Below are 26,315 nucleotides of genomic sequence, written 5' to 3' on the forward strand. Positions count from 1 at the left end.
GAGACGCCGCTTGAACGAGCATGACGTGGTATCGGTTCGCATCGAAAACCGCATCGCCTGGGTGAAGTTCGCGCGCCCCGACAAGCGCAACGCGATGAGCCCGGCGCTCAACCGCCGCATGATGGACGTGCTGGACGAGCTGGAGTTCGACGACAACGTCGGCGTGCTGGTGCTCGGCGGCGAAGGCACCGCCTGGTCGGCGGGCATGGACCTGAAGGAATATTTCCGCGAAACCGAAGCGCAGGGCCTGCGTGGCGTGCGGCGCTCGCAGCGCGAATCGTATGGCTGGTTCCGTCGCCTGCGCTGGTATCAGAAGCCGACCATCGCCATGGTCAACGGCTGGTGTTTCGGCGGCGGCTTCGGCCCGCTGTTTGCCTGCGACCTGGCGATTGCCGCCGATGAGGCGCAGTTTGGCCTGTCGGAAATCAACTGGGGCATCCTGCCCGGCGGTGGCGTCACCAAGGTCGCGGTGGAACTGCTGTCGATGCGCGATGCGATGTGGATGACGCTGACCGGCGAAATGGTGGATGGCAAGAAGGCTGCCGAATGGCGCCTGGTCAACGAAAGCGTGCCGCTGGAACGCCTGGAGGCACGCACCCGCGAAGTGGCCGAACTGTTGCTGCGCAAGAACCCGGTCGCGCTCAAGTACGCCAAGGATGCGGTGCGCCGCGTCGGCACCATGACCTACGACGAAGCCGAAGATTACCTGGTGCGCATGCAGGAAGCGGCCAATTCGTTCGACAACAACGCCCGCAAGGAAGGCATCCGTCAGTTCATCGACGAGAAGAGCTACAAGCCCGGCCTGGGCGAGTACGACCTCAGCAAACACCGAGCGTAAGCGCGTCCTACGGCGTCCGAAGCGGTGCGCGTTGTGCGTGCATCGCTGGCGCTGCCAGTGGTTTTCTGCACCGAGGAGGGAGTATGGAAGCCTTATTCGAAACGCTGCGCGGCATCGCCGCGCGAGGTCCCCTGGGTCTGTTCATCGACGGGCAATGGCGCGCAAGCACCGGCGATCGCTCGGTCGATGTGATCGCGCCGCATACCGAAGAACGGCTGCTGCGCTACACCGAACCCTCGCACGCAGATACCGAAGCGGCCATCGCAGCTGCACGCCGCGCCTTCGACCACGGCCCCTGGCCGCAGCTCTCCCCGCAAGCGCGCAGCGTGGCACTCAAGCGGGTGGCCGACCACTTGCGTGCACGCATGCCGGAGTTGGCCGAAGCATGGACGGGCCAGGTCGGCGCGACCCTTGGCTTCAGCAAGCGCGCCTCGCAGCAGGCGCCGGATTTATTCGACTACTACGCCGACCTGATTGCCACCCACGCATTCGTCGAACCACGTGTGCGCCCCAACGGTGGCCGCGTGCATGTGGTGCAGGAGCCGGTCGGCGTGGTCGCCGCGATCACGCCCTGGAACGCGCCGCTGGTATTGCTGTGCTACAAGGTCGCCGCCGCGCTGGCTGCCGGCTGCACGGTGGTGGCCAAGCCCTCGCCGGAAACGCCGATCGATGCCTATATCCTGGCCGAGTGCATCAGCGCCGCCGGCGTGCCCGATGGCGTGTTCAACCTGCTCCCCGCCGGCCGCGAAGTGGGCGAGCAATTGATCCGCCACCCGCACGTGGACAAGGTCAGCTTCACCGGCTCCACCCAGGCCGGCCGCTCGATCGGCATCGCCTGCGCCGAGCGCCTGGCACGGGTTGGCCTGGAGCTGGGCGGTAAATCGGCAGCAATCGTGCTGGAGGACGCCGACATCGCCAAGGTGCTGCCCACCCTGGTGCCCTACTCCATGCCGATCGCCGGACAGGTGTGCTTCTCGTTGACGCGCGTCCTGGTGCCGGCGCAGCGCCGCGAAGAAGTCCTGCAGGCATATTGCGCGGCATTGAGCGCAGTGAAGCTGGGCGACCCGTTTGCGGAAGACACCGGGATGGGCCCGTTGGCCCTGGGCCGCCAGCTCGAACGTGTGCAGTCCTACATCGCCAAAGGCAAGGCGCAGGGCGCACGCCTGGCCATGGGGGGAGGCCGCCCGGCACACCTGTCGCGCGGCTTCTTCGTCGAACCGACGGTGTTTGCCGAGGTGACGCCGGACATGACCATTGCGCGCGAGGAAATCTTCGGACCGGTGGTGAGCTTCATCGACTACCACGACGAAGCCGACCTGATCGCCAAGGCCAAAGCCAGCGACTACGGCCTGCACGGCACCATCTACAGCGAAGACGCCGAACGCGCCTATCGCATCGCGCGCCGCGTGCGCAGCGGCAGTCATGCGATCAACGGCATGTGGGTCGATATCAGCATGCCGTTTGGTGGCTTCAAGCACTCGGGTATCGGCCGCGAAGGCGGTATCGAAGGTCTGCATGCCTTCCTCGAAACCAAAACCCTCTACCTGAGCTAGCGCACAGCCGAAACAACGCGCGCCTGCGTGCGGACTGGCAAGCACACATCGCCAACCGATAGCGCATTGCGTGCCTGCCGTGCGCAGCGCACGCGTGGCTGCATCCGCCACGTGCGCATCACGTTCTCCGGGACATCTAAACCTTTCGCACGCAGCACTCGCACTCACACCAGTCACTTCCCACTCTTCCAGAAGACCGCGCCATGGCCATGCCGACCGATTCGATCGCCTTCCACGCCCGTCTCTCGCCGCAACAGTTTGCCGCACGCGACCTAGTGCTGGGCCTGAAATGGTCCTATGCCGAACTGGACGCCTTGGTGGGCCGCCTGGCGGCCTTGTTGCGCCGGCGTGGCTGCGTCGATGGAGAGCGGCTCGCCGTGCTGGCGCGCAATTCGGTGTGGCAGGTGGCCTTGCACTTTGCCTGCGGGCGGGTCGGCGCGATCTATGTACCGCTCAACTGGCGGTTGAGCGCAAGCGAGCTCGATGCGCTGCTGCAACGCGCAGAGCCACGCGTATTGCTGGGCGACGATGTCGCTGCCGGTCGCACGGACATGGAAGCCTTGGCAGGCTTTATCGCGAGCGCCGATGCACTGGAGCCTGCCGACACGCCATCGATTCCGCCGGATCGTGTCAGCCTGATCCTGTTTACCTCCGGCACCTCGGGTCAGCCCAAGGGCGTGATGCTCAGCGAGCAGAACCTGCAGCATGCCGCGCATAACTTCGGCGTCACCACACGCGTGGACGCACGCAGCAGCTTTCTGTGCGAAGCGCCGATGTTCCACATCATCGGCCTGGTCACCAATGTGCGCTCGGCGCTGGCGGTGGGCGGTTCGATCCAGGTCTCCAATGGCTTCGAGCCCAAACGCTCGTTGGGCTGGCTTGCCGATCCATCGCTGGGAATCACGCATTACGTCGGCGTGCCGCAGATGATGCAGGCATTTCGCAATCAGCCCGGCTTCGATGCCGCAGCGCTGCGCCACCTCACCGCATTGGTCAGCGGCGGCGCGCCGCACGCCAGCGACGATCTGCTTGGCTGGCTGGACGATGGCATCCCGATGGTCTGCGGCTTCGGCATGAGCGAAGCCGGCACGGTGTTCGGCATGTCGGTGGACTGCGATGTGATCCGCAACAAGCTGGGCGCGGCCGGCATCGCAACGCCATCGGTGCAGACGCGCGTGGTCGATGACCACGGCAACGACTGCCCGGCGGGCGTTCCCGGTGAATTGCTCTTGCGCGGTCCCAACCTCAGCCCCGGTTACTGGCGCGACCCGCACGCGAGCGCCGACGTGCTCGATGGGCAGGGCTGGTTCCGTACCGGCGATATCGTGCAGCGCGATGCCGACGGCTTCTTCTGGGTCGTCGACCGCAAGAAGGACATGTTCATTTCCGGCGGCGAGAACGTGTACCCGGCAGAGATCGAAGCGTTGCTCGCAGACCATCCGGACATCCGCGAGTGCGCAGTGGTCGGCCTGGCCGACCCGCAGTGGGGCGAGGTGGGCTATCTGGCGATCGTGCCGGCCGCTGCGGCGCCGGACCTGGAGGAGATCCGCACCTATCTGACCGCACGGCTGGCCAAGTACAAGGTGCCCAAGCATCTGCGGTTGGTGGATGCCTTGCCGCGCACGGCGACCGGCAAATTACAAAAAGCGCGCTTGAAGGACACCTTGGCCAGTGACACCTGAGGTGCCGTCGCATCGGGCGCGCATGCGCACCGCCAACTGCAACGGGCAGCCTGGGCTGCCCGTTGCTGTGGCGCGGCGCACGACCCGCCGTGTGCAGCCGCGCGCGACAACCCGTTGCGCGTTGATGCAGCTCAGCAGGAATCGCGAAGCGCCGCGCGTTGCGCCGGCCTTACGCGATCACGCAGAGGCATCCAGCAGCACATCGTCTTCGCCAACGCGGTCGTCCACCCACACCGCGCCCTGTTCGGCCATGAGGGCCAGCTGGTGCTCCAGCTCGCGCATCAGCAAGCGCACGCCCGGCTTGTGGATTGCGGCGCCATCGCGATAGATCACCCCGCCTGCGCGCGCCTGCGAGGGCTGCTGCAGCTGGAAGGCACGCAACTCGCCGCGTGCGATGTCGCCGGCCACCATCATGCTCGGCATCACCGCAATGCTGTCGGTGCCGAGCAGGATCTCGCGCGTGAAACTGGCCGAGCTGGAACGCAACTGGTCGCGCGTTGCAAGACCGTGCTCGCGCATGACCTGCGCCACGTCGCGTTCGACATGCTGGCTCAGGGTCGGCAGCACCTGCCGGTACGCGACCGCCTCGGCAACGCGCACCGGCCCATTGGCGAACAGCGGGTGGTCGCTGCGCGCCACCAGCGCAATCGGGTCCTGGTACAACACCTTGCGAATCAGTGCGTCGTAGCGGGCCAGCGGATACAACCGCCCGACCACCAGATCGATCTCGTTACCGGCCAGTTTGGGCAACAGCTCATCGGTGCGCCCGTGCAGCAGGCGCACCCGCAGCGTGGGCTCGGTGCGATACAGCGCGGCCAGCACCGCCGGCAGCAGACCGCTGGCCGCCACCGGCAAGGCACCCACGGTGATCGTGAGCGCATCGTCCTGCAGCAGCCCTTCGAAGGTGTCCTGGGCGCGTCGCAGCTGCCCAAGTACCACATGCGCCGTCTGCACCAGCACCTCGCCCATCGCGTTGGGGCGAACGCCGCGCGAATGCCGCTCGAACAGCGGCGCACCGACGATCTCTTCGATCTCCTGCAAAGCGCGCGTGAGCGCAGGCTGGGTGACATTCAAGACGCGTGAGGCGCGCAACAGGCTTTTCTGTCGGTCCAGCGCCTCGATGACACGCAGGTGCCGCACCTTGATGCGGTGTTCGAAGAACACGGAGGACATGGTCATTGGGGGAGACCTTGGGTTGGGAAGTCGGGTAACGCGACGATGCGGCGCTGAGCCGATACGCCCGGCTCAGCGCGCATGGGGCACACGCCGCGTCTGCATGAAGTCTTCGAACGATTCGCCGCGCATGATGGCGTAGACCTGCAGATTGGTCATGCGCACCACGCGCGCAAATTTTTCGATGACGAAGAAGTTGGCGCCGTACTGCACTAGGCCCAGCCAGTCGCGTGCACGGATCAGCGCCTTCTCCTGCTCGGTGAGTTCGGCTTCCTGCATCAATGCTTCTGCATCCTGCAAGAAACGATCGCGCCACGGGGCGCGGATCATGTGCCAGAAAAAGCGGTTCAGGCGCAGCGCGCGATTGCTGGTGCGCAGATCGAACAGGTACGTGCCGCCGATCTGCTCCATGCCATGGGTTTGCGGATTCATCAGCACCTCCTCAGGCCGCAGCGGCAGTGCGCGCAAGCAGCTCGGCCGAACGCGGCGCGCCGGCCGCTTCTTCGCCCGGCTCGTACAGCACCACGGTCATCGCCGTGGTGGTCATCAGGTAGTAGTTCTGATGCAGCTTGCGGATCGGCCCATCTAGCGCGCCGCGCATCGCCAGCCACATGATCTGCTCCACGCTCTCCGCACCGCCCAGGCGCACGTAATCGGTGTGGGTGAGATCGGTGAGTGTCTCGGGCGCATGCTGGAACCGGTCCAGAAATTCCATGTCCCATTCGGTGTTGTTGAAGCCCGTGCGCTCGCCATGGATCTGGTGCGATAGCCCACCGGTGCCCACCACCACCACCCGAAGATCTTCCGGATACGATTCGATCGCGCGGCGCACTGCCTGGCCCAGGCGATAGCAGCGCCGCGCCGTCGGCAGCGGGTACTGCAGCACGTTGATGGCGATCGGCACCACCGTGCCCGGCCAGTCCGGCACATGCGGCCACAGCAGCGGCAGCGGCGCTGCGCAGCCGTGGTCGATCGGCTTGTCCTGGAACACGGTCAGGTCGAATTCGTCATTGACCAGGCATTCGGCGATATGCGCCTGCAACTGCACGTCGCCGCGGATCGGCGGCAGCTCGCGCAGCCCCGCGCCTTCGTCGGCAACCGGAAAGCGTTCGCCCACGCCCAGCGCGAAGGTGGGATACAGATCGAAGAAGAACGTCGTGCAGTGGTCGTTGTAGAAGAACACCAGCACGTCGGCCCGTTGCTCGGCCAGCCACGCGGCCACTGGCGTGTAGCCGTCGAACAACGGTTTCCATACCGGGTCCTGCTGCTTGCCCTTGTCGTAGGCCACCCCGATGGTGGGAACGTGCGAGGTCCCGATACCGCCGATGATGCTTGCCATGTTGTGCTCCTGCGACGCGGGCCGGGCCCGGTCGGGGCAGGCGCGCATCAGTGGGTGATTGGGATCTGCAACGCAATGGATCCCAACAAAGGACGACCAACGACTTCGGATCGCCAAAACGGTATCCTTGGGATCCAAATTGCCATCAAGCGATCTCATCCGCAAGGTTTTTATACACGTAAGTGCGAGTTTTCCCTGTCGAAGGAACGTGCGCTGCGGTATGGCGCGAGAGAATGGAGCCAATGGCGAACAACCACCGATTGCAAGCGATCCAGCAGCTACGCGAATTGATCCTGTGCGGCACCTTCGCGCCGGGCGAGCGCCTCACCGAGGCGGCACTGGCCGAGCGCCTGGCGCTTTCGCGCACGCCGATCCGCCAGGCCCTGCCGGCGTTGTGCCAGGAAGGCCTGCTGGTGCAGGCAGGCAACCGTGGTTACGCCGTGCGGCGCTTCAGCCAGCAGGAAAGCCTGGATGCACTAGCGGTGCGCGCAGTGATGGAAGGCATGGCCGCGCGCACCGTCGCCGAACGGGGCGCCCCCGCCGAGTTGCTCGCCACCTTGTACGCCTGCCTGGGCGAAGGCGACCGCATCCTGGCCAGCCGCAATCTCCGTGCCGACGACGAGCAGGCATATGGCGCAATGAATGCCCGTTTCCATCGCGCCATCGTGGAGGCGGCCAACAAGCCGATCCTGACCGAAACGGTGGAGCGCTGCACCTTGGTGCCGTTCGTCAGCCCGGTCAACGTCGTGTTCGGCCAACGCACTGCCGCGCTTGCCTACGACGATCTGTTTTACGGACACAGGCAACACGGCGCGATCGTCTCGGCCATCGAGCAACGCGATGGCGCACGCGCGGAATTGCTGTTCCGCGAACACGCCAACACGCAACGGCACAGCATGGGACTGTGAGACGAGCGCTTTGCTCGTCGATACCCCTGCGCGCCAAGCACCCGGCTTGAGCGATGAGGCCGGACCTCCCGCGCAAGCAGGTTCGCGTGACGGATCGCATCGCATCAGCATCGTCCACATGCCGGCACCGCGGCACAGGCAATGCAGGACACATGACCCGCACACGTTACAGCGAGTGCACAATCATCAGGTTGTAGCTATTGCCCGCCACCGAGTTCTCGACCTCGATGGGGAGGTAAACGTTGAAGTTGAGAAGGTTCTTTTCGTCGAACCGCCAGGACAACCCGGGACCAACGTAGAACTGCCTGCGCTTGCTGTCGGGAATGCTCTGGTCGTTGGTGCGGTTGTTCTTTAACTGCTGCAGGTAATACCCATTGATGCCCAGACGCAATTGTTCGGTGACCTTGACCGAGCTGGCGAAGTTTGCCCACAGCACATCGCCGGCCTGGCCGTTGCGAAAACGGAACCCGGGAATCGGCGGCACACCGCCGGCGCGGCTGGTGCGGAAGTTGTAGAGGTAATTCAGCCGCCCGCTGATTTCCCAGTTGTCGCTGGGTTGCACGGTGAAGGCCCAATGCGGTGCGACCGACCAGAAACCGGTGCTCTGGTTGATGGCGACATCGCGATCGAACTTGCCCACGGGCGCGAAGGCGTCGATGGCAAATCGCTGGAAGAACAGCACCCGCCCATCGCGCATCACCGGCGGCATCTGCAGCGCCGGCCCGAACGAGATATCGCCCAGACCCAAGCCATTGCTGCTCAAGCGCACCGGGCTATCGGCAGCGACGGAGGTGTCGTAATTGACCAGCGGCACGATCGCATTGAAGCTCAACGAACCGCCCTTCCAGGTGTAGGGCGTGACGTAGATGAGCTGGGTCAACGCGACGCTGACCCCGACGTTGGGGTCGCGGAACGCCGGCGAATTATCGCCGTTGGCATTTTTGATCGCATCGAAATCGTAGTACCGCAGATACTCGATGGCCGTCCATCCAGGCTTCATGGAACTGAAGCCATCTAGAAAACTGGTGCCACCCAAATTGATGCCTTGCGGTGGCGCCGCGGTTTCCGGCACGGCCTGCGCCCACGCTGCTGGCGACGCTGCGGCCAGCAAGGCAGCGATGATCAGCGCAGGTTGACGAGGCGACAGCGCATGCGGCAACACCGAACCACAACGAACAGACGAACGGACGCGTTCCACTAGGCGAATCTCCGATGCAAAGGGAATGGATGACTGCGATGCGACGCGACGGGGAGGGGGAGAAAACAGGACTCAAAGACGGCGGCACGCGACATGCGCCATCGGGACAGCGATGGGTAACGGTGTTGTCTGCAGCCCGGATGCGCCGACTCAGCCGGTGCCGACCCGCAGCAGCAGCGACCCGAGCCGTTGCTGGAACAACCAGCGCCCCTGCTCGAGCACCAGCACATCCTCGAAGCTGCCCAGCAATGCCGGCGATTGCGCCGTCCACGGCGGCGCTGCGGAGGTATCGCCGGCGGTGTAGAGCAGGACATGGCTGTGCGCGTGCGCCAGCGTGTGCGACTGGACGCTGACCAAGGTATTGAGCATCAGGTGGCACGTGGTGCGCGGCGCACGCTCGCGAAACGACTGCAAGATGGCCTCGCGCCCCCGCACGGGCGCATCCGGTGCACTGGGACGCGCGAACACACCATCGTCGGTGAACAACGCGGCCAGGCCGGCATGATCATGGCGGTCGTTGCACAGCGCGAACCGGCGGATCGCTTGCTCGCAGGCAATGATGATCGAGACGTCGTCGTGCATGCAGCGTTCCTCAAGGCGTGACCAAGGCAATCTCGACACCCGGCGAACTGCGTGTTTCGGCAGCAGTGGCCCCGTAGTCCCATGCGTTCGGCGGGCGCGCCATCACGCGGCCTGCAACCAGTCGCGCAGCGCGTCGCTGACGGCGGCAGGTGCTTCCACCGGCGCCATGTGCCCGCAGTGTTCGAAAATCGCCAGCCGCGCCTGCGGAATGTGTCGTGCCATGTCCTGATGCCGCGCCAATGGGCTCCACGCGTCCTGTCGCCCGACTCCCAACAACGTCGGGCATGTGATGTGCGCGAGCACCGGTGCCGCATCGGGGCGTTCCAGCAGGGCATTGGTCTGCCCAGCAAAACTTTGCGCGCTTTGCCGTTGCACCATGGCCATCAAGCCATCCATCAACGCGCCATCGGCGCGGTGATCGGGGTGCAGCATCGGCGGCAACCAGCGCTGAGCCAGCGCCTGCATTCCCTGGGCATGCGCCAGTCGCACCAATGCAAGCCGCTCTTCGCGTTCGCCGTCGCGGCGCGGCGCGATGCCTGTATCGAGCAGGGCCAGCCGCAGCACGCGCGCTGGCGCCTGGCGCATGATTTCCAGCGCGACCCGCCCGCCCATCGAATGTCCCGCCAGCGCAAAGTGCGGCGGCGCAACGTCCAATACATGCGCGGCCATCTGCGCGATGCTGTCGAAGCCGGCGAAATCCATCACCTGCACATCGGCCAGATCGCGCAGCGCGACGCGCTGCGGTTGCCAGATGGCGGCGTCGCACAGCAGGCCGCACAACAACAGCACTGCCGGCTTGGACGAAGGAGGCGCAGACGAGGTCATGGCGCGACTGTAGCCATGGCAGCCACGCACGTCGTATGGAACCTGCTGCCTTCGCTATAGCATCAAAGGCATATCAAGGCATGACAGACAGCCGCCGACGCCGATTCCGGCGGCGGGTGCGATTGGCTCACGCGCCGCCGGAGGCGCGCTTCCACAGCGCATCGACCAACGGCGGCAACGTGCCGGCCAGGCCCAATACCGATCCGCGCAACAAGGTCAGGTGCATTTCGTCGTTGGAAAACACCGTATTGATCGCATCGAAGCCGTAGGCGGCCACGGTGTTCTCGCTGCGCCGGGTACGTGCCCAGCGCTGCAGGCGATGCGGCGCGGCCCAATCGGCACGTTTGGCCATCGCCTCGCGCACGCTCTGCCGCAATGCCGCCACATCGCGCAGGCCCAGGTTGACGCCCTGCCCCGCCAGCGGATGCACCACATGCGCGGCATCGCCCAGGGTCAGCACGCGGCCGCTGACGTACTGCTGCACCAGCTGCCGTTGCAGCGGGAAGGCAGTGCGTGCCGACACCACGCGCACCTCGCCCAGGCGCGCGGCAAAGGCCTGGGTCAACTCACGCGAGAAATCGGCATCGTCCAGCGCCAGCACGCGCTCGGCGTCGGCATCCGGCAAGGTCCACACGATCGAACTGCGGCCATCGGCGAACGGCAGGAAGGCCAGCGGCCCGGTGGTCAGGAAGCGCTGCCAGGCGGTGGCCTGATGCGGGTGCTCGGTTTCCACGAAGGCAACCACGCCGCGCTGTGCGTAGGCATGCCGGGAGACCGGCAGCCCGGCGAGTTCACGCAGGGTGGAGGCTGCACCATCGGCGGCAATGGCCATTGCCGCTTCCAGCCGGCTGCCATCGTCCAGGCGCAGGCGCACGCTGGCGGTGTCCTGCTCCAGTTCGACCACGCGTGCCGGACAATGCACTTCGATGCCGGCCGCATGCACGGCGGCCCACAAGCGGTCCACCAGCACGTCGTTTTCGATGATCCATCCCAGTTGCTCGCGTCCCAGCGTGTCCGCGTCGAAGCCCAGCTCGCCACCGCCACCGGCATCCCAGACCCGCATGCGCCGGTAAGGCTGCACACGCGCGGCACACACCGCATTCCACACGCCCAGGCTGTCGAGCAACGCAGCGTTGTCGGCGGCGAAGGCATAGACACGCAGATCGGGGTGATCGGCGTGCCAGCGGACAGGCTCACGCCCTTCGACCAGGGCAACGCTCAGGCCGGCATCGTTCAACGCCAGCGCGCAGGCGGCGCCGACGACGCCACCGCCGACGATCACCGCATCACGCGTGCTGCGCCGGCTCATGCGCTGCTCCGGCACAGCTGCGGCACATCGCCACGAAAGCCCATGGCGCCGCCTACCAGCATCGATTGCAGCGGGGCCGCCTGCGACGTGGCAAACAAGCCCAGGCTACGCAACGGCCGCAGCAACGGCGCCGGGTTGCCGGTGAGCCGCGCCAGACCGCTGGAAAACCCGATGGTGTGCTCGCGGTCCACCCGCCGCCGCGCCAGATACTCGGCCAGCAACGCACCGGCACCGGCATCGCTGCGATCGTGCTCGATCAATTCGGCCAGCGTCAGCGAATCGCGCAGCCCCAGGTTGAAGCCCTGCGCACCGATCGGATGCAGCGTCTGCGCGGCATTGCCCAACAGCACCACGCGCTCGGCGATGAGGCTGTTGGCCAGCACCTGCACCAGCGGATAGGCACTGCGCTCGCCGGTGGCGACGAAGCGCCCGGCACGCCAGCCGGCGGCACGCTGCAGGCGCGCCAGCCAGCCGGCGTCATCGAGCGCAGCCACGGCCTCGGCCTCGGTGCGCGCCACGCAGTGGATCGCACCGTAATGGCGGTCGCCGCGTGGCAACAGCGCAGTTGGCCCATGTTCGCCAAAACGCTCCCAGGCCGTGCCATCGGGCGGTCGTGACGCACGCACGCGCGCCACGAACAGGGTCTGCAGGAAATCGTGGGCATCGGTACCGATGTGCAGCAGCTCGCGCACCGCGCTATGGCTGCCATCGGCGCCGACCACCAGTCTGGCCTGCACACGTTGCTCGCCCGCATCGGTGGCCAGGCGCACCGCGCGCACGTCGTCCTGCACCGGCTCTATGCCGATGCACCGCGCAGGCCGGTAACGCCGCAGATGGGTCAGTTCGTCCAGACGGGTCTGCAAGGCATCGCCGAAGTCGCGTGCCACCACCACCTGGCCGAAGGCGTCGCGGCCGTAATCGGCCGCGTCCAGTTGCACGCGGCCGAAGTCCCCGGCGCGGCTGACATGGATGCGCCGGATCGGCCCGGGCGGGCTGCGCAGCTTGGCCATCACCCCGAGCGCACCCAGCGCGTTCACCGTGGCCGCGGCGAAACTGAGGTTGCGTTGATCAAACACTGCCGGCGGCGTGCCGGCCGGGGTGGCCTCCACCAGCCCGACATCCAGGCCGAGGCGGTCCAGCGCAATCGCAAGGCTGGAGCCGACCAGGCCGCCGCCAACGATCAGAACGTCATGGGGATGTGTCATTCCCACATGATAAGCCTTCGCCCCCTGCGCGTTGCCGCCAAAGGGCGGGACATCTGCCGCGCCCGCTGCCCACCTGCGCCTTGCCCGGCTCGCACGCAGCGCAGCGCGTCACGCGCTCCCCAAAACGCATGCAGCGGCTGGCACAGCGTGGCGGGCAGTCGCAGGGCGGGCGCGGACGGCGCACCCGGACGCGGCGATCTAGGCGTGGTGCAGGCCGATTCCGGGCGCCGCCCACGCGCGCCTGGCACTGCGCACTCGTTCTGCAGCTGCCGTGCCCAAGCCGCGGGCAGCACCACTTCCACGCTACACTCCAGGGCCTGTAATCCGGCCCGCTCCGCGCATGACTTCTCGCTCGCACGACACCCTGATTCTGAGTCTGCTCGCCGTATTGATGGCAGCCACGCGGATCAATCACTTCGCGCCGGTTCCGGATGCGTCCTGGGCGATGTTCTTCATCGGCGGATTTCATCTGGCTGCGCGCACCAAGCTGGCATTTCCACTGCTGATGCTGCTGGCCGTGGCGGTGGACTGGCTGGTGATCACCGGCCAGGGCCTGAGCTTCTGGCAGCACTACTGCGTGTCGCCGGCCTACTGGTGCCTGATCCCGGCGTATTTCGCGCTGTGGGCCGGCGGCATGTGGCTGCGCCGGCACTATCATGGCGCACAGTGGAGCGCGCTGGCGCGGCTGGTGCCGGCCCTGCTGATCGCCGTGGCGTTGTGCCAGCTGATCGCCCAGGGCAGCTTCTACTGGATCAGCGCCAGCGTGGCCGACCCGACCGTGGCCGGCTGGTTCAAGAATTACACCGACTGGCTGGGGCCCTATCTGCGCAGTGCCGCGCTGTACGTGGCGGCCGCCGCGGTGATCCAGGTGGCTGCCGAGCGCCTGTCCGCACCGCGTCGCCAGCCCTACGCCGGCTAAGCCATGGGCAATCGACTCTCTCGTATCTATACGCGGACCGGCGACGACGGCAGCACCGGCCTGGGCGACGGCAGCCGGACCGGCAAGGATGCGTTGCGCGTCAATGCCTACGGCACCGTGGACGAAGCCAATTCGGCCATCGGCGTGCTGCTGGCCGCCCCCGGTGTGCCGGAGCCGATCGCCGCACTGCTGACCACCGTGCAGCACCAGTTGTTCGACCTGGGCGGCGAGCTCTGCATCCCCGGCCACGCGGCCATCGACGCGGCCGACATCCAGGCGCTGGAGACGCAGCTGGACGCCTTCAACCAGACGCTGCCCGCACTGCAGGAATTCATCTTGCCGGCCGGCGGTGAGGCCGCCGCGCGCTGCCATCTGGCCCGCACCATCGTGCGCCGGGCCGAGCGCGAGACCGTTGCGCTGTCGCGCCAGGAAGCGGTACGCAGCGAGGCGATCGGCTATCTCAACCGCTTGTCCGACCTGCTGTTCGTGTTGGCGCGCGTGCTGGCGCGTGCCGATGGTCGGCAGGAAGTCCTGTGGCGGCACGACCGCCGACGCGGTTGAGCATGTGCCCGGGTCGGCACAGAGGCTAGAGTTGCCCCATGTTGGTCTTTACCCATCCCGCCTGCCTCGGTCACGACGCCGGCCCTGAGCACCCGGAGAGCCCCGCCCGCCTGGAAGCGGTCGTCCAGGCCCTGCGCGGCGCATTCCCAGATCTGGACTGGCGCGAAGCGCCGTTGGCCAAGCTGGGCGACCTGTGCCGCGTGCACGAGCGCGAGCAGGTGGATGCGGTGCTGGAAACCGCCTTCGACGGCTATCGTCAGCTGGACGTGGATACACGCATGGTGCCGGCCTCGCGCGCGGCCGCCTTGCGCGCCGCAGGCGCCGGCATCGCCGCGGTCGATGCGGTGATGCAGGACCAGGCCCGCACCGCCTTCTGCGCCGTGCGTCCGCCCGGTCACCACGCCACCGCACAGGTGTCGATGGGATTTTGCCTGTTCAACAACATCGCCGTGGCCGCCGCCCACGCCCGCGACCGGCATGGGCTGGAACGCATCACCATCGTGGATTTCGACGTCCATCACGGTAACGGCACCCAGGCGATCTTCGAACGCGACCCCACCGTGCAGTACCTGAGCACCCACCAGTCCGGGCTGTATCCGCATTCGGGCAGCGTGTACGAGCGCGGCGTCGGCAATATCCACAACCTGCTGCTGCCACCGGGCAGCGACGGGCTGCGCTTCCGTAATGTCTGGGAAGACGAGATGCTGCCGCTCGTCGATGCCTTCCGCCCGCAATTGATCCTGATCTCCGCCGGCTTCGATGCGCATCTGCGCGACCCACTGGCCGACCTGATGCTGGACGACGACGATTTCGCCTGGCTCACCGGCGCGCTGCGCACACTCGCCGACCGCCATGCACGCGGCCGCGTGGTCTCGATGCTGGAAGGCGGCTACGACCTGCAGGCGCTGCGCGAAAGCAGCGTGGCGCACGTGGCAGCGCTGCGCTGAACCCCGGCCAGGGCGCCGGTCGCGTCACCGAGTGCGATGAACCTCGCCCTCCCGGCGCCGGCGCTCTTCATTGCCCCTATGCGGGGTATGCGGCAAGCTAGTCGCCATTTTATTGGTTGAACCCACGCGTGCGCCGAGCTCTCCGCCTGCTGCCCCTGCCTTTGAGCATCGCCATCTGCCTCCCGGCCATGGCTGCCGACAAGCCGTTGAACTGGGGACTGTGCCCGGCCGTAGACCCGCTACCCGGCTTCGACGGCGCCCCCGCCGCCGACCCCAAGGCCGCAGAAATGCGCCAGCAGTTGCCGACCGACATCGAAGGCGACCAACTCTCCGGCACCAGCACCACCCCGCAATACCAAGGCAATGTTGCGTTGAAGCGCGGCGACCAGTTCCTGGGTGCCGACAACCTGCGCATGGACACCGAAACCGGCAACTACATCGCCGAAGGCAATGTCCGCTACCAGGACACCTCTTTCCGCATGGTCGCCGACCGCGCCGAGGGCAATCAGGACACCGACACCCACAAGGTCACCAACATCCAGTACCAGTTGGTGGAGCGCCGCGGCAATGGCGACGCCGAATCGGTGGACCTGCAGGGCCAGGTCGGGCAGATGCATCGGTCCACGTACACCACCTGCGACCCCTCGCAGCCGATCTGGCGCGTTCGCGCGCCGGAGATCGACGTCGACAACGAGGAAGGTTTCGGTACCGCGCGCAACGCGGTGCTGCAGATCGGCAAGGTGCCGGTGCTGTACTTCCCGTGGTTCAAGTTCCCGATCGACGACCGCCGCCAGACCGGCCTGCTGTTTCCGCAATTCGGTCTGTCCGGTCGTAACGGCTTCGACTACCTGCAGCCGATCTATCTGAACCTGGCGCCGAACTACGACGCCACGTTGTTGCCGCGCTACATGAGCAAGCGCGGTTTCATGTTCGGCACCGAATTCCGGTACCTGTACGAGGGCGGTCGCGGCGAAGTCACCGGCAACTACCTGCCCAACGACAAGTTGCGCGACAAGGACCGTGGCAGCGTGTTCTACAGCGGCTACCACAACGTCAACAGCAATTGGCAGGCGCGCAGTAGCATCTCCTGGGTCAGCGACACGCGCTACGTGGAAGATTTCACCAGCCGCATCAACGGCATGGGCTCGGCCTCCAGCCTGCAGAGCACCGTGGGCATCTACGGCACCGGCGAGACCTGGACCGCGGGCCTGATGGCCGACCGTTGGCAGCTCACCGACTACACGCTGGACGAGCAGGCCCTGCCCTATAACCGGCAGCCGCGCGCGTATTTCACCTGGGAAAAGCCGCTGGGCATTTTCGAGGCCGGTATCTATGCCGAGGCAGTGCGGTTTACGCATGATGACTCTTACTTCGTCAGGCCGCCGATCAGTGGCAGCAGCAGGGATGACAACGAAGACGAGTACGTCCGTACCAATATCCGCAACAAGCAATACGGCAGCGGCGCGCGCCTGGACGTCAAGCCGTACATCTCGATGCCGCTGTCGGGCGCAGCATGGTTCCTGACGCCCACCGTGGCGTGGCGCTACACCGCGTACCAGCTGGATTCCACGCTGGCCGATACCGCACCGCTGACCGGCAACCGCACGCCCACGCGCAGCCTGCCGATCGCCTCGCTGGACGCAGGCCTGTACTTCGATCGCGAAACCTCGCTGTTTGGCACCAACTATCTCAATACGTTGGAGCCGCGCATGTACTACCTGTACGTGCCGTACCGCGACCAGGACGATCTGCCGGTGTTCGATACCCGTCCGTTCACCTTCAGCTACGGGCAGCTGTTCCGCGACACCCGCTATACCGGCGCCGACCGCCAAAACGATGCCAACCAGCTGACCCTGGCAGTGACCTCGCGCTGGCTGCGCCAGGACGACGGCCGCGAAAAGCTTTCGCTGAGCGCGGGCCAGATCCTGTACTTCAGCGACTCGCTGGTCACCATCAACAACAGCAACAACTCAGCAGCCGGCAGCGAGCAGACCGTCGAACAGGGCAAGTCCGCCTGGGTGGCCGACGCCAACTACATGATCAACGACCGCTGGTCGATGGGCGCCACCTACCAGTGGAACCCGAACTCGCGCAAGGAAGATCTGGCCAGCCTGCGCACGCGCTATCTGCTCAACAACGACGGCATCATCAACCTGGCGTATCGCTACCGTCGCAACCTCACCGACAACAGCGACCAGCTCAAGCAGGCCGATTTCTCCTTCCTGTACCCGATCAACCCCAGCTGGAGCGCGGTCGGTCGGTACTACTACTCGCTGCTGGACCGCAAGCCGCTGGAAATCATCGGTGGCGTGCAATGGGACAGCTGCTGCCTGGCGGTACGCGGGCTGGTGCGCCGGTTCGTGCGCAACCGCGATGGCGAGATGGACAACTCGATCCAGATTGAGTTCGTGCTGAAGGGCTTGAGCTCGTTCGGGCAGAACACGGACCGCACTTTGCGCCGTGCTATTCTCGGCTATTACCGCGACGACCTCTACCTGGTCCCGCCCAGTAACACCACGACCAATCCGGACGATTACGATCCGAACCTGATTCCATGACCAAGCCTTTCTCTGTTGTTCTTGCCTCGCTGCTGGCCATCACCAGCACGGTTTCGCCGTTGGCCTCGGCACAGCAATCCCAGCCGCTGGATCGCATCGCTGCCATCGTCGACGAAGACGTGGTGCTGCAGAGCGAGCTCGATCGCGCCGTACGCAACGTCAAGTCGCAGTACGCCGGTCGCGAAAACCAGCTGCCGCCAGACGATGTGCTGCAGCGCCAGGTGCTTGAGCGCCTGGTGCTGGTCAAGCTGCAGGTCAGCCGTGCCGATGGCAACGGTATCCGCGTCAGCGACGAAGAACTCAACCGCGCCATCGCCAGCATCGCCCAGCAGAACGGCACGACCGTGGACGGCCTGCGCCAGAAGCTGGCAGCCGACGGGATGGGCTACGCCGATTTCCGCGCATCGGTGCGCGACGAGATCATCGTGCAGCGCCTGCGCCAGAGCTTTGCGCAGAGCCGCATCAGCGTGAGCGAAGGCGAAGTGGATACCGCACTGGCCCAACAGGCCGCCACCGGTAGCCAGTACCACCTGGCGCACATCCTGATCGGCTTGCCGGAAGGGGCAACTGCCGAGCAGATCGCCACCGGCCAGAAGAAGGTCGATGGCGTCAAAGCCTTGATCGACAAGGGCGAGCTGGATTTTTCGGCCGCTGCGGTGCGTTATTCCGACAGCCCCAATGCGCTGGAAGGCGGCGATCTGGGCTGGCGCAGCCTGGATGAAATCCCGAACGCATTTGCGCAGCTGATCCGCGACATGCAGCCCGGCCAGGTGGCCGGACCGCTGCGCGGCCCGAGTGGCTTCCAGTTGCTCAAGCTGGTGGAAATGCGCGACGCCAATGCCGGCGGCGAAAAGAAGATGGTCACCGAGTACCACGCACGCCACATCCTGGTGCGGATCGGCGAGAACCAGACCGAGGCGCAGGCCAAGGCCAAGATCGATACGATTCGCGCGCGCATCGTTGGTGGTGCCGATTTCCAGGCGACGGCCAAGGAGTCCTCCGAGGACACCAACAGCCGCGGTCAGGGTGGCGATCTGGGCTGGTTCCCCGCCGATGCGTTCGGCCCGGACTTCGGCAAGCAGGTCGAAAGCCTGACCGACGGCGCAGTCTCCGAACCGTTCCGGACCCAGGCGGGCTGGCACATCGTGCAGCGCGTCGGCAGCCGCCAGACCGACGTCAGCGCCGAGAACCAGCGCGCGCAGGTGCGTGAAACCATCGGTCGCCGCAAGCTGGAAGAAGAGTACAACCGCTATCTGCAGGAACTGCGTGGCGAAGCGTATGTGAGCTACCGCACCGGCGACCGCGCCGATGACAATGCCACTGCCGCTCCGGCCAAATCGGCAGACCCGGCAGCGCCCTCGCCGCCGCCGGCAAAGCCGACGCGCTGAGACCGGGCAGCCGGATAGCATGATGGTCCCGTCGCTCGCGCTGGTGCCAGGCGAGCCGGCCGGAATCGGGCCGGAGCTATGCATCCGGCTTGCGCAGCAGCCGCGCTCGGACGCGCATCTGATTGCCTACGCCGACCCAGACACCCTGCACAGCGCCGCAACGGCGCTGTCGTTGCCTGTACGGCTGCTCGATCCCGACCAGCCGGCACGTGCGCCCGGCGACCTGCCGCTGCATCCCGTTCGCCAGGCCGTGACCACGCGTTTGGGCGCACCCGACCCGGCCAATGCGGCAGCAGTGATCGCCGGCCTGCGCAGCGCCGCGGGTGACTGCCTCGCCGGCCGCCTGCAGGGAATCGTCACTGGCCCGGTGCACAAGGCAGTGATCAACGCCGGCGGCATTGCTTACACCGGCACCACCGAACTGCTGGCCGAACAAGCCGGTTGCCCGGTGGTGATGATGCTGGCCAACAGCATCGTGCGCGTCGCGCTGGTGACAACCCATCTGCCGCTTCGCGCGGTGGCCGATGCGATCACCGCCGATGCGCTGCTGCAATGCCTGCGCATTACCCATGCAGCGATGCAGCGCGACTTCGGTCTGGAGCACCCGCGCATCGCCGTGCTCGGCCTCAACCCGCACGCCGGCGAAGACGGTCACCTGGGCCGCGAGGAACTGGATATCGTCATTCCGGTGCTAGAGCAGCTGCGCGGCGAGGGCATGCAGCTGATCGGCCCGCTGCCGGCGGACACCGCGTTCTTGCCGCAGAAACTGCGCGGCTTCGACGCGGTGGTGGCGATGTATCACGACCAGGGCCTGCCGGTGCTCAAGTACAGCGGCTTTGAGCAGGCTGTAAATATCACCCTGGGCCTGCCCTACCCGCGCGTGGCGGTGGATCACGGTACTGCGCTGGAACTGGCCGGCCGCGGAATCGCAGACCCCTCCAGCCTGATGGCAGCCACTGCGTTGTGCGCGCGATTGGCGGCGCGCCGCTAACACCACGCGTGCTTGCTCGGCGCGGGCATGCCGCATGGCGCACGCCGCCGATCCGCCAGGCCAGGCGGGCACGCGAACGACACCGCGCGCAGGCGCGGCCTCCGTTAAACTGCGCAGATGAATTCTTCTTTCAGCGCACCGGCCAAGAAGTCGCTTGGCCAGCACTTTCTTGCCGACCGGTATTACATCGACCGCATCGTGCAGGCGGTAGACCCGCGCGCCGGCCAGCATCTGGTCGAGATCGGCCCGGGCCAGGGTGCCATCACCTTTCCGCTGCTGCGCAGGCATGGCGCGCTGACCGTGATCGAATTCGATCGCGACCTGATCGCGCCGTTGACCGAAGTGGCGGCACCGATCGGCGCGCTGAGCATCATCCACCGCGATGTGCTCAGCGTGGATTTCACTGCACTGGCCAACGGCACGCCGATCCGCCTGGTCGGCAACCTGCCCTACAACATCTCCTCGCCGATCCTGTTCCATGCGCTGGACCATGCCGCTGCCGTGGCCGACATGCATTTCATGCTGCAAAAGGAAGTGGTCGACCGCATGGCCGCCGGCCCCGGCAGCAAGGTGTACGGACGGCTCAGCGTGATGCTGCAGGCGTATTGCGAGGTGACTGCGCTGTTCGTGGTGCCGCCGGGCGCATTCCGGCCGCCGCCGAAGGTGGACTCGGCCGTCGTGCGGCTGGTGCCGCGCGACCCGGCCACGGTGCAGATCAACGACCGCCGCCGCTTCGCCGATGTGGTGCGCGCCGGGTTCGGGCAGCGCCGCAAGACCCTGCGCAATGCCTTGTCCACCATTTGCGAACCGGCCCATTTCGACGCCGCGCAGGTGCGCCCGGATGCACGCGCCGAACAACTGGAGGTCGCGGATTTCATCCGGCTGGCCAATGTCGAGCTGGCTTGAGCGCCGCTCCCACACCGTTTTATTTAGACTTTCGCCATGCAAGATGATCCGCGCTACCGCGTCGAGGTCGAGGTATCGCCCCGCTTCCTCGCCCATCAATCCACCCCGGACGAAGGCCGCTACGCCTTTGCCTACAGCATCCGCATCCAGAATGCGGGCGCGGTGCCTGCGCGCCTGATCGCGCGTCATTGGCAGATCACCGATGGCAACGGGCGCACCGAGCAGGTGGATGGCGAAGGCGTGGTCGGCGAACAGCCGTGGCTGCGACCGGGCGAAGCTTTCCATTACACCTCCGGCGTACTGCTGGAGACCGAGCAGGGACAGATGCAGGGCCACTACGACATGGTGGCCGACGATGGCACCGAATTTATCGCTCCGATCGCCGCCTTCGTGCTGAGCGTGCCCAGGACGCTGCACTGATGAATGCCGGAGTAAGGGAGCGCGCGCAATGAGCGTCTGGGCCATCGGCGACCTGCAAGGGTGCTACGACATCACCCAGCGGTTGCTGGAGAAGATCAATTTCGACCCCGCCCAGGACACGCTGTGGTTCTGCGGCGATCTGGTCAACCGCGGCGGGCAATCGCTGGAAACGCTGCGCCTGGTGCATTCCCTGCGCGCGCACAGCGTAGTGGTGCTGGGCAATCACGACCTGTCGCTGCTGGCGATCGGGGCGCGTTCGGAAGAAGAGCAGCGCAAGGTCAACCCGGATCTGCTGCGCATCGTGATGGCCGAAGATCGCGATGCGTTGCTGGACTGGCTACGCATGCAGAAGCTGGCGCACGTGGACCGCACCCTGGGCTGGATGATGATCCATGCCGGGCTGGCGCCGAAGTGGACCACGCAGATGGCCGAAAAGCATGCACGCGAGGTCGAGCAGCAACTGCAGGGCGGCGGCTATCGCAAGCTGCTGCGCAATATGTACGGCGACCAGCCGGGCTGGTCGCCGGGCCTGAGCGGCTACGACCGCAGCCGGGCCATCATCAACCTGTTCACCCGCATGCGCTACTGCACCCCGCGTGGGCGCATCGCCACCGACGACAAGGGCACGCCGGGGACGCAGGCACAGGGCCTGTATCCCTGGTTCGAAGTGCCGGGACGGGTCGAGCGCGACCTGAAGATCGTCTGCGGGCATTGGTCCGCACTGGGCCTGACGATCACCCAGGGTGTGCATGCGATCGATACCGGCGCGGTCTGGGGCGGCAAGCTCACGGCGTTGCAGCTGGATAGCGAGGAGCTGCGCGTGGTGCAGGTGCCCGGACGGGAAGTGACCGGGCCGGCACCGGTCGCACGCGCACCGCGGCGTCCACGTGAGCGTCAGGGGCGTCAGCGCTCGCGCGGCAACCGCGGCAATGCGGGGAACGCAGCGGCCGGCCCCAAGCCGTCAGTCGATACGCCACAGGACTGAGCGCGCGAGGCGCCCGTCGCCATCGCGGTGCCGGGCGCGACCCTGCATCGCTCAGCGGCGTTCGTAATCCACGAACGAAAACGCATGGGCATGCCGGGCGTCGGCAGCATGTAACTCGCGCCTCGCCGGCGACCACACCGCAGGGTCGATCGGCGGGAAGTGCGTATCGGCGCCATCCACCGCGGTGTCCACTTCGGTCACGGCCAGCAGATCGGCGCGTTCCATGGTCAGGCGATACACCTCCCCGCCACCGATCACGCACAGCTCCTGCGCCCCCTCCTGCACGGCGCGTTCGATCGCCTGCTCCACCGATGCGACCGCCTGCATGCCGTCGAACGGCACCTGCCCCGAGCGGGTCAGCACCAGATTCAACCGCCCCGGCAACGCACGCCCCAGCGACTGCGCCGTCTTGCGCCCCATCAGGATTGGCTTGCCCAGCGTCAGCGCCTTGAAGCGCTTGAGATCATCGGGCAGCTTCCACGGCAGCTCGTTATCGCGACCGATGGCGTTGTTGCGGTCGAAGGCCACGATCAGGGTCAGTTTCATCGGTCCGGATACAGCGTGTCGTAGATTTTCATCGCGGCGTGCCGGCCCATCATTCCAAGGCAGAAAGCCGCAAGGTACAACACGGCAATCACCGCCAGCGCCGCCGAAGACTGCCCGCCGAAGACGTTCGTCAGCTGCAGGGGTTCACCCTTGTACAAGGCAATACCGAAAAAGCCGATCGGTGCGATGAGCAGGATGCTCGTGAGATTCACAAACAGGCTGGCCTGCATTGCCATAAGCGAATCAGCCAGTTTTTCCCGTGCCTTGATCGAATGCTTGGCCATCACAGTGCTGCCGTCTCAAGTGGATACCGGCGGACAATGCCGCAACTCGCTCGTCACACCGCCACCGGCGCCTTGATCGCCGGATGCGGGGCGTAGCCTTCGATGGCGATGTCTTCGAAGCGGAACCCGAACAGGTCGGTGACCTCGGGATTCAAACGCAAGGTGGGCAGCGCGCGCGGCGTGCGCGTCAGCTGCTCGCGTGCCTGCTCGAAATGATTGGAATACAGGTGCGCATCGCCCAGCGTGTGCACGAAATCGCCAACGCCCAGGCCGGTGGCCTGCGCCACCATGTGCGTCAGCAGCGCATAGCTGGCGATATTGAACGGCACGCCCAGGAAGATGTCGCCGCTGCGCTGATAGAGCTGGCAACTGAGCTTGCCGTTCACCACATAGAACTGGAACAGGCTGTGGCACGGCATCAGCGCCATCTGCGGCAGCTCGCCGACATTCCAGGCGCTGATCACCAGCCGACGCGAATCCGGATTGCGCTTGATTTCATCCACCAGCCACTGCATCTGGTCGATTTCGACACCGTCCGGGCCGGTCCAGCGCCGCCACTGCTTGCCGTACACCGGACCGAGATCGCCGTTGTCGTCGGCCCACTCGTCCCAGATGCGTACCTGGTTGTCGCTGAGGTAGCCGATATTGGTGTCGCCCTTCAGGAACCACAGCAACTCATGGATGATCGAGCGCAGGTGCAGCTTCTTGGTGGTCACCAACGGGAAGCCGTCGTTGAGATCGAAGCGCATCTGCCAGCCGAACACGCTGCGCGTGCCGGTACCGGTGCGGTCGGACTTCTCTGCACCGTGTTCCAGCACGTGCTGCAACAACTCCAGGTACGGCTTCACTTGGCAGCCTCCACGCCTGCGGGCGCCGGCAGCACCGGCTGCAACACCGGCGCGCGGCGCGACATCGCCAGCAGCACCAGGCCAACCGCAATCAACGGCAGGCTCAGAATCTGGCCCATCGTCAGCCAATTGAAGGCCAGGTAGCCGATCGGTGCGTCTGGCACGCGCACGAATTCGACGATGAAACGGAACACGCCATACAGCAATGCAAACAGGCCAGAGACCGCATACCGTGCGCGCGGCTTCATGGAGAACGTCCACAACACCACGAACATCACCACGCCTTCCAGTGCAGCTTCATAGAGCTGCGAGGGGTGGCGTGCGAACTGGTTCAACGCGCCGGCGGCGTACTGCGCCTGGATCTGCGCAGGCAACCGGTCCGCCAGTTCCGGCGCGTGCGGAAAGATAACGCCCCAGCCGGCCTGGGTGAATTTTCCCCACAATTCGCCGCCGACGAAATTGCCGAGCCTCCCGAAACCAAGACCCAGCGGCACCAGCGGGGCGACAAAGTCCATCACATCGAAGAAGTGCAACCGGTGCTTGCGCGCCCACAGCCAGCAGGCGATCAACACGCCAAGCAGGCCGCCGTGGAAGCTCATGCCGCCTTCCCAGACCTTGAACAGGATCAGCGGGTTGGCCAGGAAGGTCTCGAACGCATAGAACAGCATGTAGCCGATGCGCCCGCCCAACACCACGCCGAGCATGCCGTAGAACAGCAGGTCGGAAAAACCATCCATGTCTACCCCGGGCAGGCGACCGCGCAGGATGCGCGAACGGCCCAGCGCCCAGGCCGAGAAAAACGCCGCCAAATACATCAAGCCGTACCAGTGCACCTGCACCGGGCCGAGCGAGAAGGCGATGGGGTCGATGGCGTGCAGATAGATCATGCGGACCGCGTATCACAAACAAGCGAGGCCGCTATTCTGACATCTCGCACGCGCTCAGCCTAAAATCCGCGGCCGGTCAGGTAGCTCGTCTTCATGCTGCGCGCCGTCTGTGGCCGGGAACTGCTCGGCCAACAGCTCGGTCACCGCCTCGATGCCGGCCAGGACAGCCGCTTCGTGCTGGCCTTCGCGCAGGAATTGCTGCATGCGCCGGCACACCTCTGCCCAGCGCGCTTCCGGCACCCGGCTGCGCAGACCGCGGTCTGCCACCACCTCGATGGCGTGGTCGGCCAGCAGCAGGTAAATCAGCACCCCGTTGTTGGCTTCGGTATCCCAGGTCCGCAGCTGGGCGAAAGCCTGCTCGGCGCGCTGCCGCGCGCTGTGCCCGCGCCACAACGCCTCCAGCGGCAGGTCGGCCTCGACCGCGACCATGATCTGGCCGGTGTGCGAGCGCTCGCTCGCGGTCACCGCCGCCGCAATGGCGTCCATGCATGCGGCTGGAAAAGTGCGCTGCGCCGAGGGCGCGAAGATATGCCTGAGCCACCGCATTACCAGCTCCCCGAGGCGCCACCGCCTCCTGATGACCCGCCGCCACCGCCCCAGCCACCACCGGCGCCGAAACCGCCGCGGCCGCCGCCAAATCCACCGAAGCCGCCGCCCCAGCCGCCACCGCCGACAAAGCGGCCGGGCGAGCCGGAGGACAGGCCGGCCAGCAGGCCGATCATCGCCGCGCCCGCACTGGCGAACAGCAACGACGTCAACAGCAACGCCGCACCGCCGGCGGCAACGCCGGTCAGCACGGCGCGCAGCGGGCGCGGTAGCGCGCCCAGGATGCCGCGCGCCACCATGGCCACCACGAAGCCGATGAACAGCGCCATGATCCAGCCACCACCGCCCGCGCCGTTGCCGCCCTCGGCATGCCCGCTGACCGGCGCCGGCAGGGCCTCGCCCTCGATCAGGCCGGCCAGGGTTGCGGTCGCCGCCGTGATGCCGCCAGCGTAATCGCCCTCACGGAAGCGCGGCGCCAGATACTCCTGGATGATGCGGTTGGCGGTGATGTCCGGAATGGCGCCTTCCAGGCCGTAGCCCGGCTGGATGCGGACGCGGCGGTCGTCCTTGGCCACCAGCAGCAGCACGCCGTCGTCCACGCCCTTGCGACCGATCTTCCATTGGTCGAACACGCGCTGGGTGTATTGCTCGATCGCTTCCGGCTGCGTGGTCGGCACGATCAAAATCTGCAGCTGCGCGCCCTTGCGCTGCTGCAAGGCCAGCGCCTGTTGCTCGAGTTGCTGGATCTGCGCCGCATCCAGGGTGCCGGTGACGTCGACCACCGGCGAGCGCAGCGGCGGGATGGCAGCCAACTCCTGCGCCAGCAGCGATGCCGGCAGCAGCAGCAACGCCATCATCCACACCACCCGCAAACACATTCGTCGCATTGCCAACTCCTACCTGATGCGCGCCGATCG

At 66.2% G+C, this 26,315-nt stretch carries 27 protein-coding genes; 13 read left to right on the plus strand and 14 right to left on the minus strand.

Annotation, left to right across the window (positions count from 1 at the left end):
* Window positions 1-10: 10 nt before the first annotated feature.
* From LN450_RS12920 to LN450_RS12930, 3 genes are all read left to right on the plus strand, one after another.
* Window positions 11-838 (plus strand): p-hydroxycinnamoyl CoA hydratase/lyase, encoded by an 828-nt coding sequence (locus LN450_RS12920; RefSeq protein WP_008572593.1) that lies wholly within the window; start codon window positions 11-13, stop codon window positions 836-838.
* Between the two features lie 83 nt (window positions 839-921).
* Window positions 922-2,391, plus strand: coding sequence for an aldehyde dehydrogenase (locus tag LN450_RS12925; protein ID WP_011346489.1), 1,470 nt, complete (start codon window positions 922-924; stop codon window positions 2,389-2,391).
* Between the two features lie 203 nt (window positions 2,392-2,594).
* Window positions 2,595-4,073, plus strand: coding sequence for an AMP-binding protein (locus tag LN450_RS12930; protein ID WP_011346488.1), 1,479 nt, complete (start codon window positions 2,595-2,597; stop codon window positions 4,071-4,073).
* A gap of 177 nt (window positions 4,074-4,250) precedes the next feature.
* Here the strand turns inward: LN450_RS12930 and LN450_RS12935 are convergent, their stop codons facing one another.
* The 3 genes from LN450_RS12935 to LN450_RS12945 form a co-directional block, all read right to left on the minus strand.
* Window positions 4,251-5,252, minus strand: coding sequence for a LysR substrate-binding domain-containing protein (locus LN450_RS12935; protein ID WP_008572588.1), 1,002 nt, complete (start codon window positions 5,250-5,252; stop codon window positions 4,251-4,253).
* 66 nt (window positions 5,253-5,318) lie between these two features.
* Entirely contained in the window at window positions 5,319-5,678 is a 360-nt protein-coding gene (locus LN450_RS12940; RefSeq protein ID WP_011346487.1) for a protocatechuate 3,4-dioxygenase subunit alpha, read from the minus strand.
* Between the two features lie 10 nt (window positions 5,679-5,688).
* Window positions 5,689-6,585: a gallate dioxygenase gene (locus LN450_RS12945; protein ID WP_011346486.1), complete on the minus strand. Its 897-nt coding sequence runs from the start codon at window positions 6,583-6,585 to the stop codon at window positions 5,689-5,691.
* 233 nt (window positions 6,586-6,818) lie between these two features.
* Here LN450_RS12945 and LN450_RS12950 point away from each other — a divergent pair, with 233 nt between their 5' ends.
* Entirely contained in the window at window positions 6,819-7,493 is a 675-nt protein-coding gene (locus tag LN450_RS12950) for a GntR family transcriptional regulator (RefSeq protein ID WP_005917283.1), read from the plus strand.
* Window positions 7,494-7,659: 166 nt separating this feature from the next.
* On the opposite strand, the gene LN450_RS12955 is transcribed toward LN450_RS12950, so the two are convergent.
* From LN450_RS12955 to ubiH, 5 genes are all read right to left on the minus strand, one after another.
* Complete coding sequence (locus LN450_RS12955) at window positions 7,660-8,691, minus strand: SphA family protein (RefSeq protein WP_011346485.1); 1,032 nt, start codon at window positions 8,689-8,691, stop codon at window positions 7,660-7,662.
* A 150-nt stretch (window positions 8,692-8,841) separates the two neighbouring features.
* Complete coding sequence (locus LN450_RS12960; RefSeq protein WP_008572574.1) at window positions 8,842-9,273, minus strand: nuclear transport factor 2 family protein; 432 nt, start codon at window positions 9,271-9,273, stop codon at window positions 8,842-8,844.
* Between the two features lie 102 nt (window positions 9,274-9,375).
* Complete coding sequence (locus LN450_RS12965) at window positions 9,376-10,098, minus strand: alpha/beta fold hydrolase (protein WP_014089440.1); 723 nt, start codon at window positions 10,096-10,098, stop codon at window positions 9,376-9,378.
* A gap of 127 nt (window positions 10,099-10,225) precedes the next feature.
* Window positions 10,226-11,407, minus strand: coding sequence for a UbiH/UbiF family hydroxylase (locus tag LN450_RS12970; protein ID WP_011346483.1), 1,182 nt, complete (start codon window positions 11,405-11,407; stop codon window positions 10,226-10,228).
* Window positions 11,404-12,612 (minus strand): 2-octaprenyl-6-methoxyphenyl hydroxylase, encoded by a 1,209-nt coding sequence (ubiH, locus tag LN450_RS12975; protein WP_011346482.1) that lies wholly within the window; start codon window positions 12,610-12,612, stop codon window positions 11,404-11,406. The genes LN450_RS12970 and ubiH overlap by 4 nt, the downstream gene beginning before the upstream one ends.
* A gap of 340 nt (window positions 12,613-12,952) precedes the next feature.
* Here ubiH and LN450_RS12980 point away from each other — a divergent pair, with 340 nt between their 5' ends.
* The 9 genes from LN450_RS12980 to LN450_RS13020 all read left to right on the plus strand — a co-directional run bounded on the left by LN450_RS12980 (window position 12,953) and on the right by LN450_RS13020 (window position 22,287).
* Window positions 12,953-13,531, plus strand: a complete 579-nt coding sequence (locus tag LN450_RS12980) for a hypothetical protein (protein ID WP_011346481.1) — start codon at window positions 12,953-12,955, stop codon at window positions 13,529-13,531.
* A gap of 3 nt (window positions 13,532-13,534) precedes the next feature.
* A complete protein-coding gene (locus LN450_RS12985; protein ID WP_008576403.1) occupies window positions 13,535-14,092 on the plus strand; it encodes a cob(I)yrinic acid a,c-diamide adenosyltransferase in 558 nt (185 codons plus the stop codon).
* Window positions 14,093-14,130: 38 nt separating this feature from the next.
* Window positions 14,131-15,039 carry a histone deacetylase family protein gene (locus LN450_RS12990; protein ID WP_008576401.1) on the plus strand — a complete coding sequence of 303 codons (909 nt, stop codon included), beginning with the start codon at window positions 14,131-14,133 and terminating at the stop codon, window positions 15,037-15,039.
* Between the two features lie 128 nt (window positions 15,040-15,167).
* A complete protein-coding gene (gene lptD / locus LN450_RS12995; RefSeq protein WP_011346480.1) occupies window positions 15,168-17,597 on the plus strand; it encodes an LPS-assembly protein LptD in 2,430 nt (809 codons plus the stop codon).
* Window positions 17,594-18,985: a peptidylprolyl isomerase gene (locus LN450_RS13000; RefSeq protein WP_008576397.1), complete on the plus strand. Its 1,392-nt coding sequence runs from the start codon at window positions 17,594-17,596 to the stop codon at window positions 18,983-18,985. The genes lptD and LN450_RS13000 overlap by 4 nt, the downstream gene beginning before the upstream one ends.
* Before the next feature lie 19 nt (window positions 18,986-19,004).
* Window positions 19,005-19,976, plus strand: a complete 972-nt coding sequence (pdxA, locus tag LN450_RS13005) for a 4-hydroxythreonine-4-phosphate dehydrogenase PdxA (protein ID WP_008576395.1) — start codon at window positions 19,005-19,007, stop codon at window positions 19,974-19,976.
* A gap of 117 nt (window positions 19,977-20,093) precedes the next feature.
* Window positions 20,094-20,882, plus strand: coding sequence for a 16S rRNA (adenine(1518)-N(6)/adenine(1519)-N(6))-dimethyltransferase RsmA (gene rsmA, locus LN450_RS13010; RefSeq protein WP_011346479.1), 789 nt, complete (start codon window positions 20,094-20,096; stop codon window positions 20,880-20,882).
* Window positions 20,883-20,918: 36 nt separating this feature from the next.
* Window positions 20,919-21,302 (plus strand): Co2+/Mg2+ efflux protein ApaG, encoded by a 384-nt coding sequence (gene apaG, locus LN450_RS13015; RefSeq protein ID WP_007965232.1) that lies wholly within the window; start codon window positions 20,919-20,921, stop codon window positions 21,300-21,302.
* A 28-nt stretch (window positions 21,303-21,330) separates the two neighbouring features.
* The gene (locus LN450_RS13020; RefSeq protein WP_011346478.1) at window positions 21,331-22,287 is read left to right on the plus strand and encodes a symmetrical bis(5'-nucleosyl)-tetraphosphatase; all 957 of its coding nucleotides are present in this window, start codon (window positions 21,331-21,333) and stop codon (window positions 22,285-22,287) included.
* A gap of 51 nt (window positions 22,288-22,338) precedes the next feature.
* On the opposite strand, the gene LN450_RS13025 is transcribed toward LN450_RS13020, so the two are convergent.
* The 6 genes from LN450_RS13025 to LN450_RS13050 are packed head-to-tail and all read right to left on the minus strand — an operon-like array spanning window position 22,339 to window position 26,285.
* A complete protein-coding gene (locus tag LN450_RS13025) occupies window positions 22,339-22,833 on the minus strand; it encodes a dihydrofolate reductase (protein ID WP_011346477.1) in 495 nt (164 codons plus the stop codon).
* Window positions 22,830-23,117 carry a hypothetical protein gene (locus LN450_RS13030; RefSeq protein ID WP_011346476.1) on the minus strand — a complete coding sequence of 96 codons (288 nt, stop codon included), beginning with the start codon at window positions 23,115-23,117 and terminating at the stop codon, window positions 22,830-22,832. Before LN450_RS13030 ends, LN450_RS13025 begins: the two co-directional genes overlap by 4 nt.
* Window positions 23,118-23,170: 53 nt before the next feature.
* Window positions 23,171-23,965 (minus strand): thymidylate synthase, encoded by a 795-nt coding sequence (locus LN450_RS13035; RefSeq protein ID WP_011346475.1) that lies wholly within the window; start codon window positions 23,963-23,965, stop codon window positions 23,171-23,173.
* Window positions 23,962-24,852: a prolipoprotein diacylglyceryl transferase gene (gene lgt / locus LN450_RS13040; protein ID WP_011346474.1), complete on the minus strand. Its 891-nt coding sequence runs from the start codon at window positions 24,850-24,852 to the stop codon at window positions 23,962-23,964. Before lgt ends, LN450_RS13035 begins: the two co-directional genes overlap by 4 nt.
* A gap of 54 nt (window positions 24,853-24,906) precedes the next feature.
* A complete protein-coding gene (locus LN450_RS13045) occupies window positions 24,907-25,398 on the minus strand; it encodes a TPM domain-containing protein (protein ID WP_011346473.1) in 492 nt (163 codons plus the stop codon).
* Window positions 25,398-26,285, minus strand: coding sequence for a TPM domain-containing protein (locus LN450_RS13050; protein ID WP_011346472.1), 888 nt, complete (start codon window positions 26,283-26,285; stop codon window positions 25,398-25,400). The genes LN450_RS13045 and LN450_RS13050 overlap by 1 nt, the downstream gene beginning before the upstream one ends.
* Window positions 26,286-26,315: the final 30 nt, after the last annotated feature.

Source organism: Xanthomonas euvesicatoria pv. euvesicatoria, assembly GCF_020880415.1.
In the GTDB taxonomy this organism is placed as follows: domain Bacteria; phylum Pseudomonadota; class Gammaproteobacteria; order Xanthomonadales; family Xanthomonadaceae; genus Xanthomonas; species Xanthomonas euvesicatoria.

Excerpts from the sequence above, each read along its gene's own strand:
- LN450_RS12925 (WP_011346489.1), top strand. The coding sequence starts at position 922 with ATGGAAGCCTTATTCGAAACGCTGCGCGGCATCGCCGCGCGAGGTCCC.
- LN450_RS12930 (WP_011346488.1), top strand. The coding sequence starts at position 2,595 with ATGGCCATGCCGACCGATTCGATCGCCTTCCACGCCCGTCTCTCGCCG.
- LN450_RS12935 (WP_008572588.1), bottom strand. The coding sequence starts at position 5,252 with ATGACCATGTCCTCCGTGTTCTTCGAACACCGCATCAAGGTGCGGCAC.
- LN450_RS12940 (WP_011346487.1), bottom strand. The coding sequence starts at position 5,678 with ATGAATCCGCAAACCCATGGCATGGAGCAGATCGGCGGCACGTACCTG.
- LN450_RS12945 (WP_011346486.1), bottom strand. The coding sequence starts at position 6,585 with ATGGCAAGCATCATCGGCGGTATCGGGACCTCGCACGTTCCCACCATC.
- LN450_RS12950 (WP_005917283.1), top strand. The coding sequence starts at position 6,819 with ATGGAGCCAATGGCGAACAACCACCGATTGCAAGCGATCCAGCAGCTA.
- LN450_RS12960 (WP_008572574.1), bottom strand. The coding sequence starts at position 9,273 with ATGCACGACGACGTCTCGATCATCATTGCCTGCGAGCAAGCGATCCGC.
- LN450_RS12965 (WP_014089440.1), bottom strand. The coding sequence starts at position 10,098 with ATGACCTCGTCTGCGCCTCCTTCGTCCAAGCCGGCAGTGCTGTTGTTG.
- LN450_RS12970 (WP_011346483.1), bottom strand. The coding sequence starts at position 11,407 with ATGAGCCGGCGCAGCACGCGTGATGCGGTGATCGTCGGCGGTGGCGTC.
- ubiH (WP_011346482.1), bottom strand. The coding sequence starts at position 12,612 with ATGACACATCCCCATGACGTTCTGATCGTTGGCGGCGGCCTGGTCGGC.
- LN450_RS12980 (WP_011346481.1), top strand. The coding sequence starts at position 12,953 with ATGACTTCTCGCTCGCACGACACCCTGATTCTGAGTCTGCTCGCCGTA.
- LN450_RS12985 (WP_008576403.1), top strand. The coding sequence starts at position 13,535 with ATGGGCAATCGACTCTCTCGTATCTATACGCGGACCGGCGACGACGGC.
- LN450_RS12990 (WP_008576401.1), top strand. The coding sequence starts at position 14,131 with ATGTTGGTCTTTACCCATCCCGCCTGCCTCGGTCACGACGCCGGCCCT.
- LN450_RS13000 (WP_008576397.1), top strand. The coding sequence starts at position 17,594 with ATGACCAAGCCTTTCTCTGTTGTTCTTGCCTCGCTGCTGGCCATCACC.
- pdxA (WP_008576395.1), top strand. The coding sequence starts at position 19,005 with ATGATGGTCCCGTCGCTCGCGCTGGTGCCAGGCGAGCCGGCCGGAATC.
- rsmA (WP_011346479.1), top strand. The coding sequence starts at position 20,094 with ATGAATTCTTCTTTCAGCGCACCGGCCAAGAAGTCGCTTGGCCAGCAC.
- apaG (WP_007965232.1), top strand. The coding sequence starts at position 20,919 with ATGCAAGATGATCCGCGCTACCGCGTCGAGGTCGAGGTATCGCCCCGC.
- LN450_RS13020 (WP_011346478.1), top strand. The coding sequence starts at position 21,331 with ATGAGCGTCTGGGCCATCGGCGACCTGCAAGGGTGCTACGACATCACC.
- LN450_RS13025 (WP_011346477.1), bottom strand. The coding sequence starts at position 22,833 with ATGAAACTGACCCTGATCGTGGCCTTCGACCGCAACAACGCCATCGGT.
- LN450_RS13030 (WP_011346476.1), bottom strand. The coding sequence starts at position 23,117 with ATGGCCAAGCATTCGATCAAGGCACGGGAAAAACTGGCTGATTCGCTT.
- lgt (WP_011346474.1), bottom strand. The coding sequence starts at position 24,852 with ATGATCTATCTGCACGCCATCGACCCCATCGCCTTCTCGCTCGGCCCG.
- LN450_RS13045 (WP_011346473.1), bottom strand. The coding sequence starts at position 25,398 with ATGCGGTGGCTCAGGCATATCTTCGCGCCCTCGGCGCAGCGCACTTTT.
- LN450_RS13050 (WP_011346472.1), bottom strand. The coding sequence starts at position 26,285 with ATGCGACGAATGTGTTTGCGGGTGGTGTGGATGATGGCGTTGCTGCTG.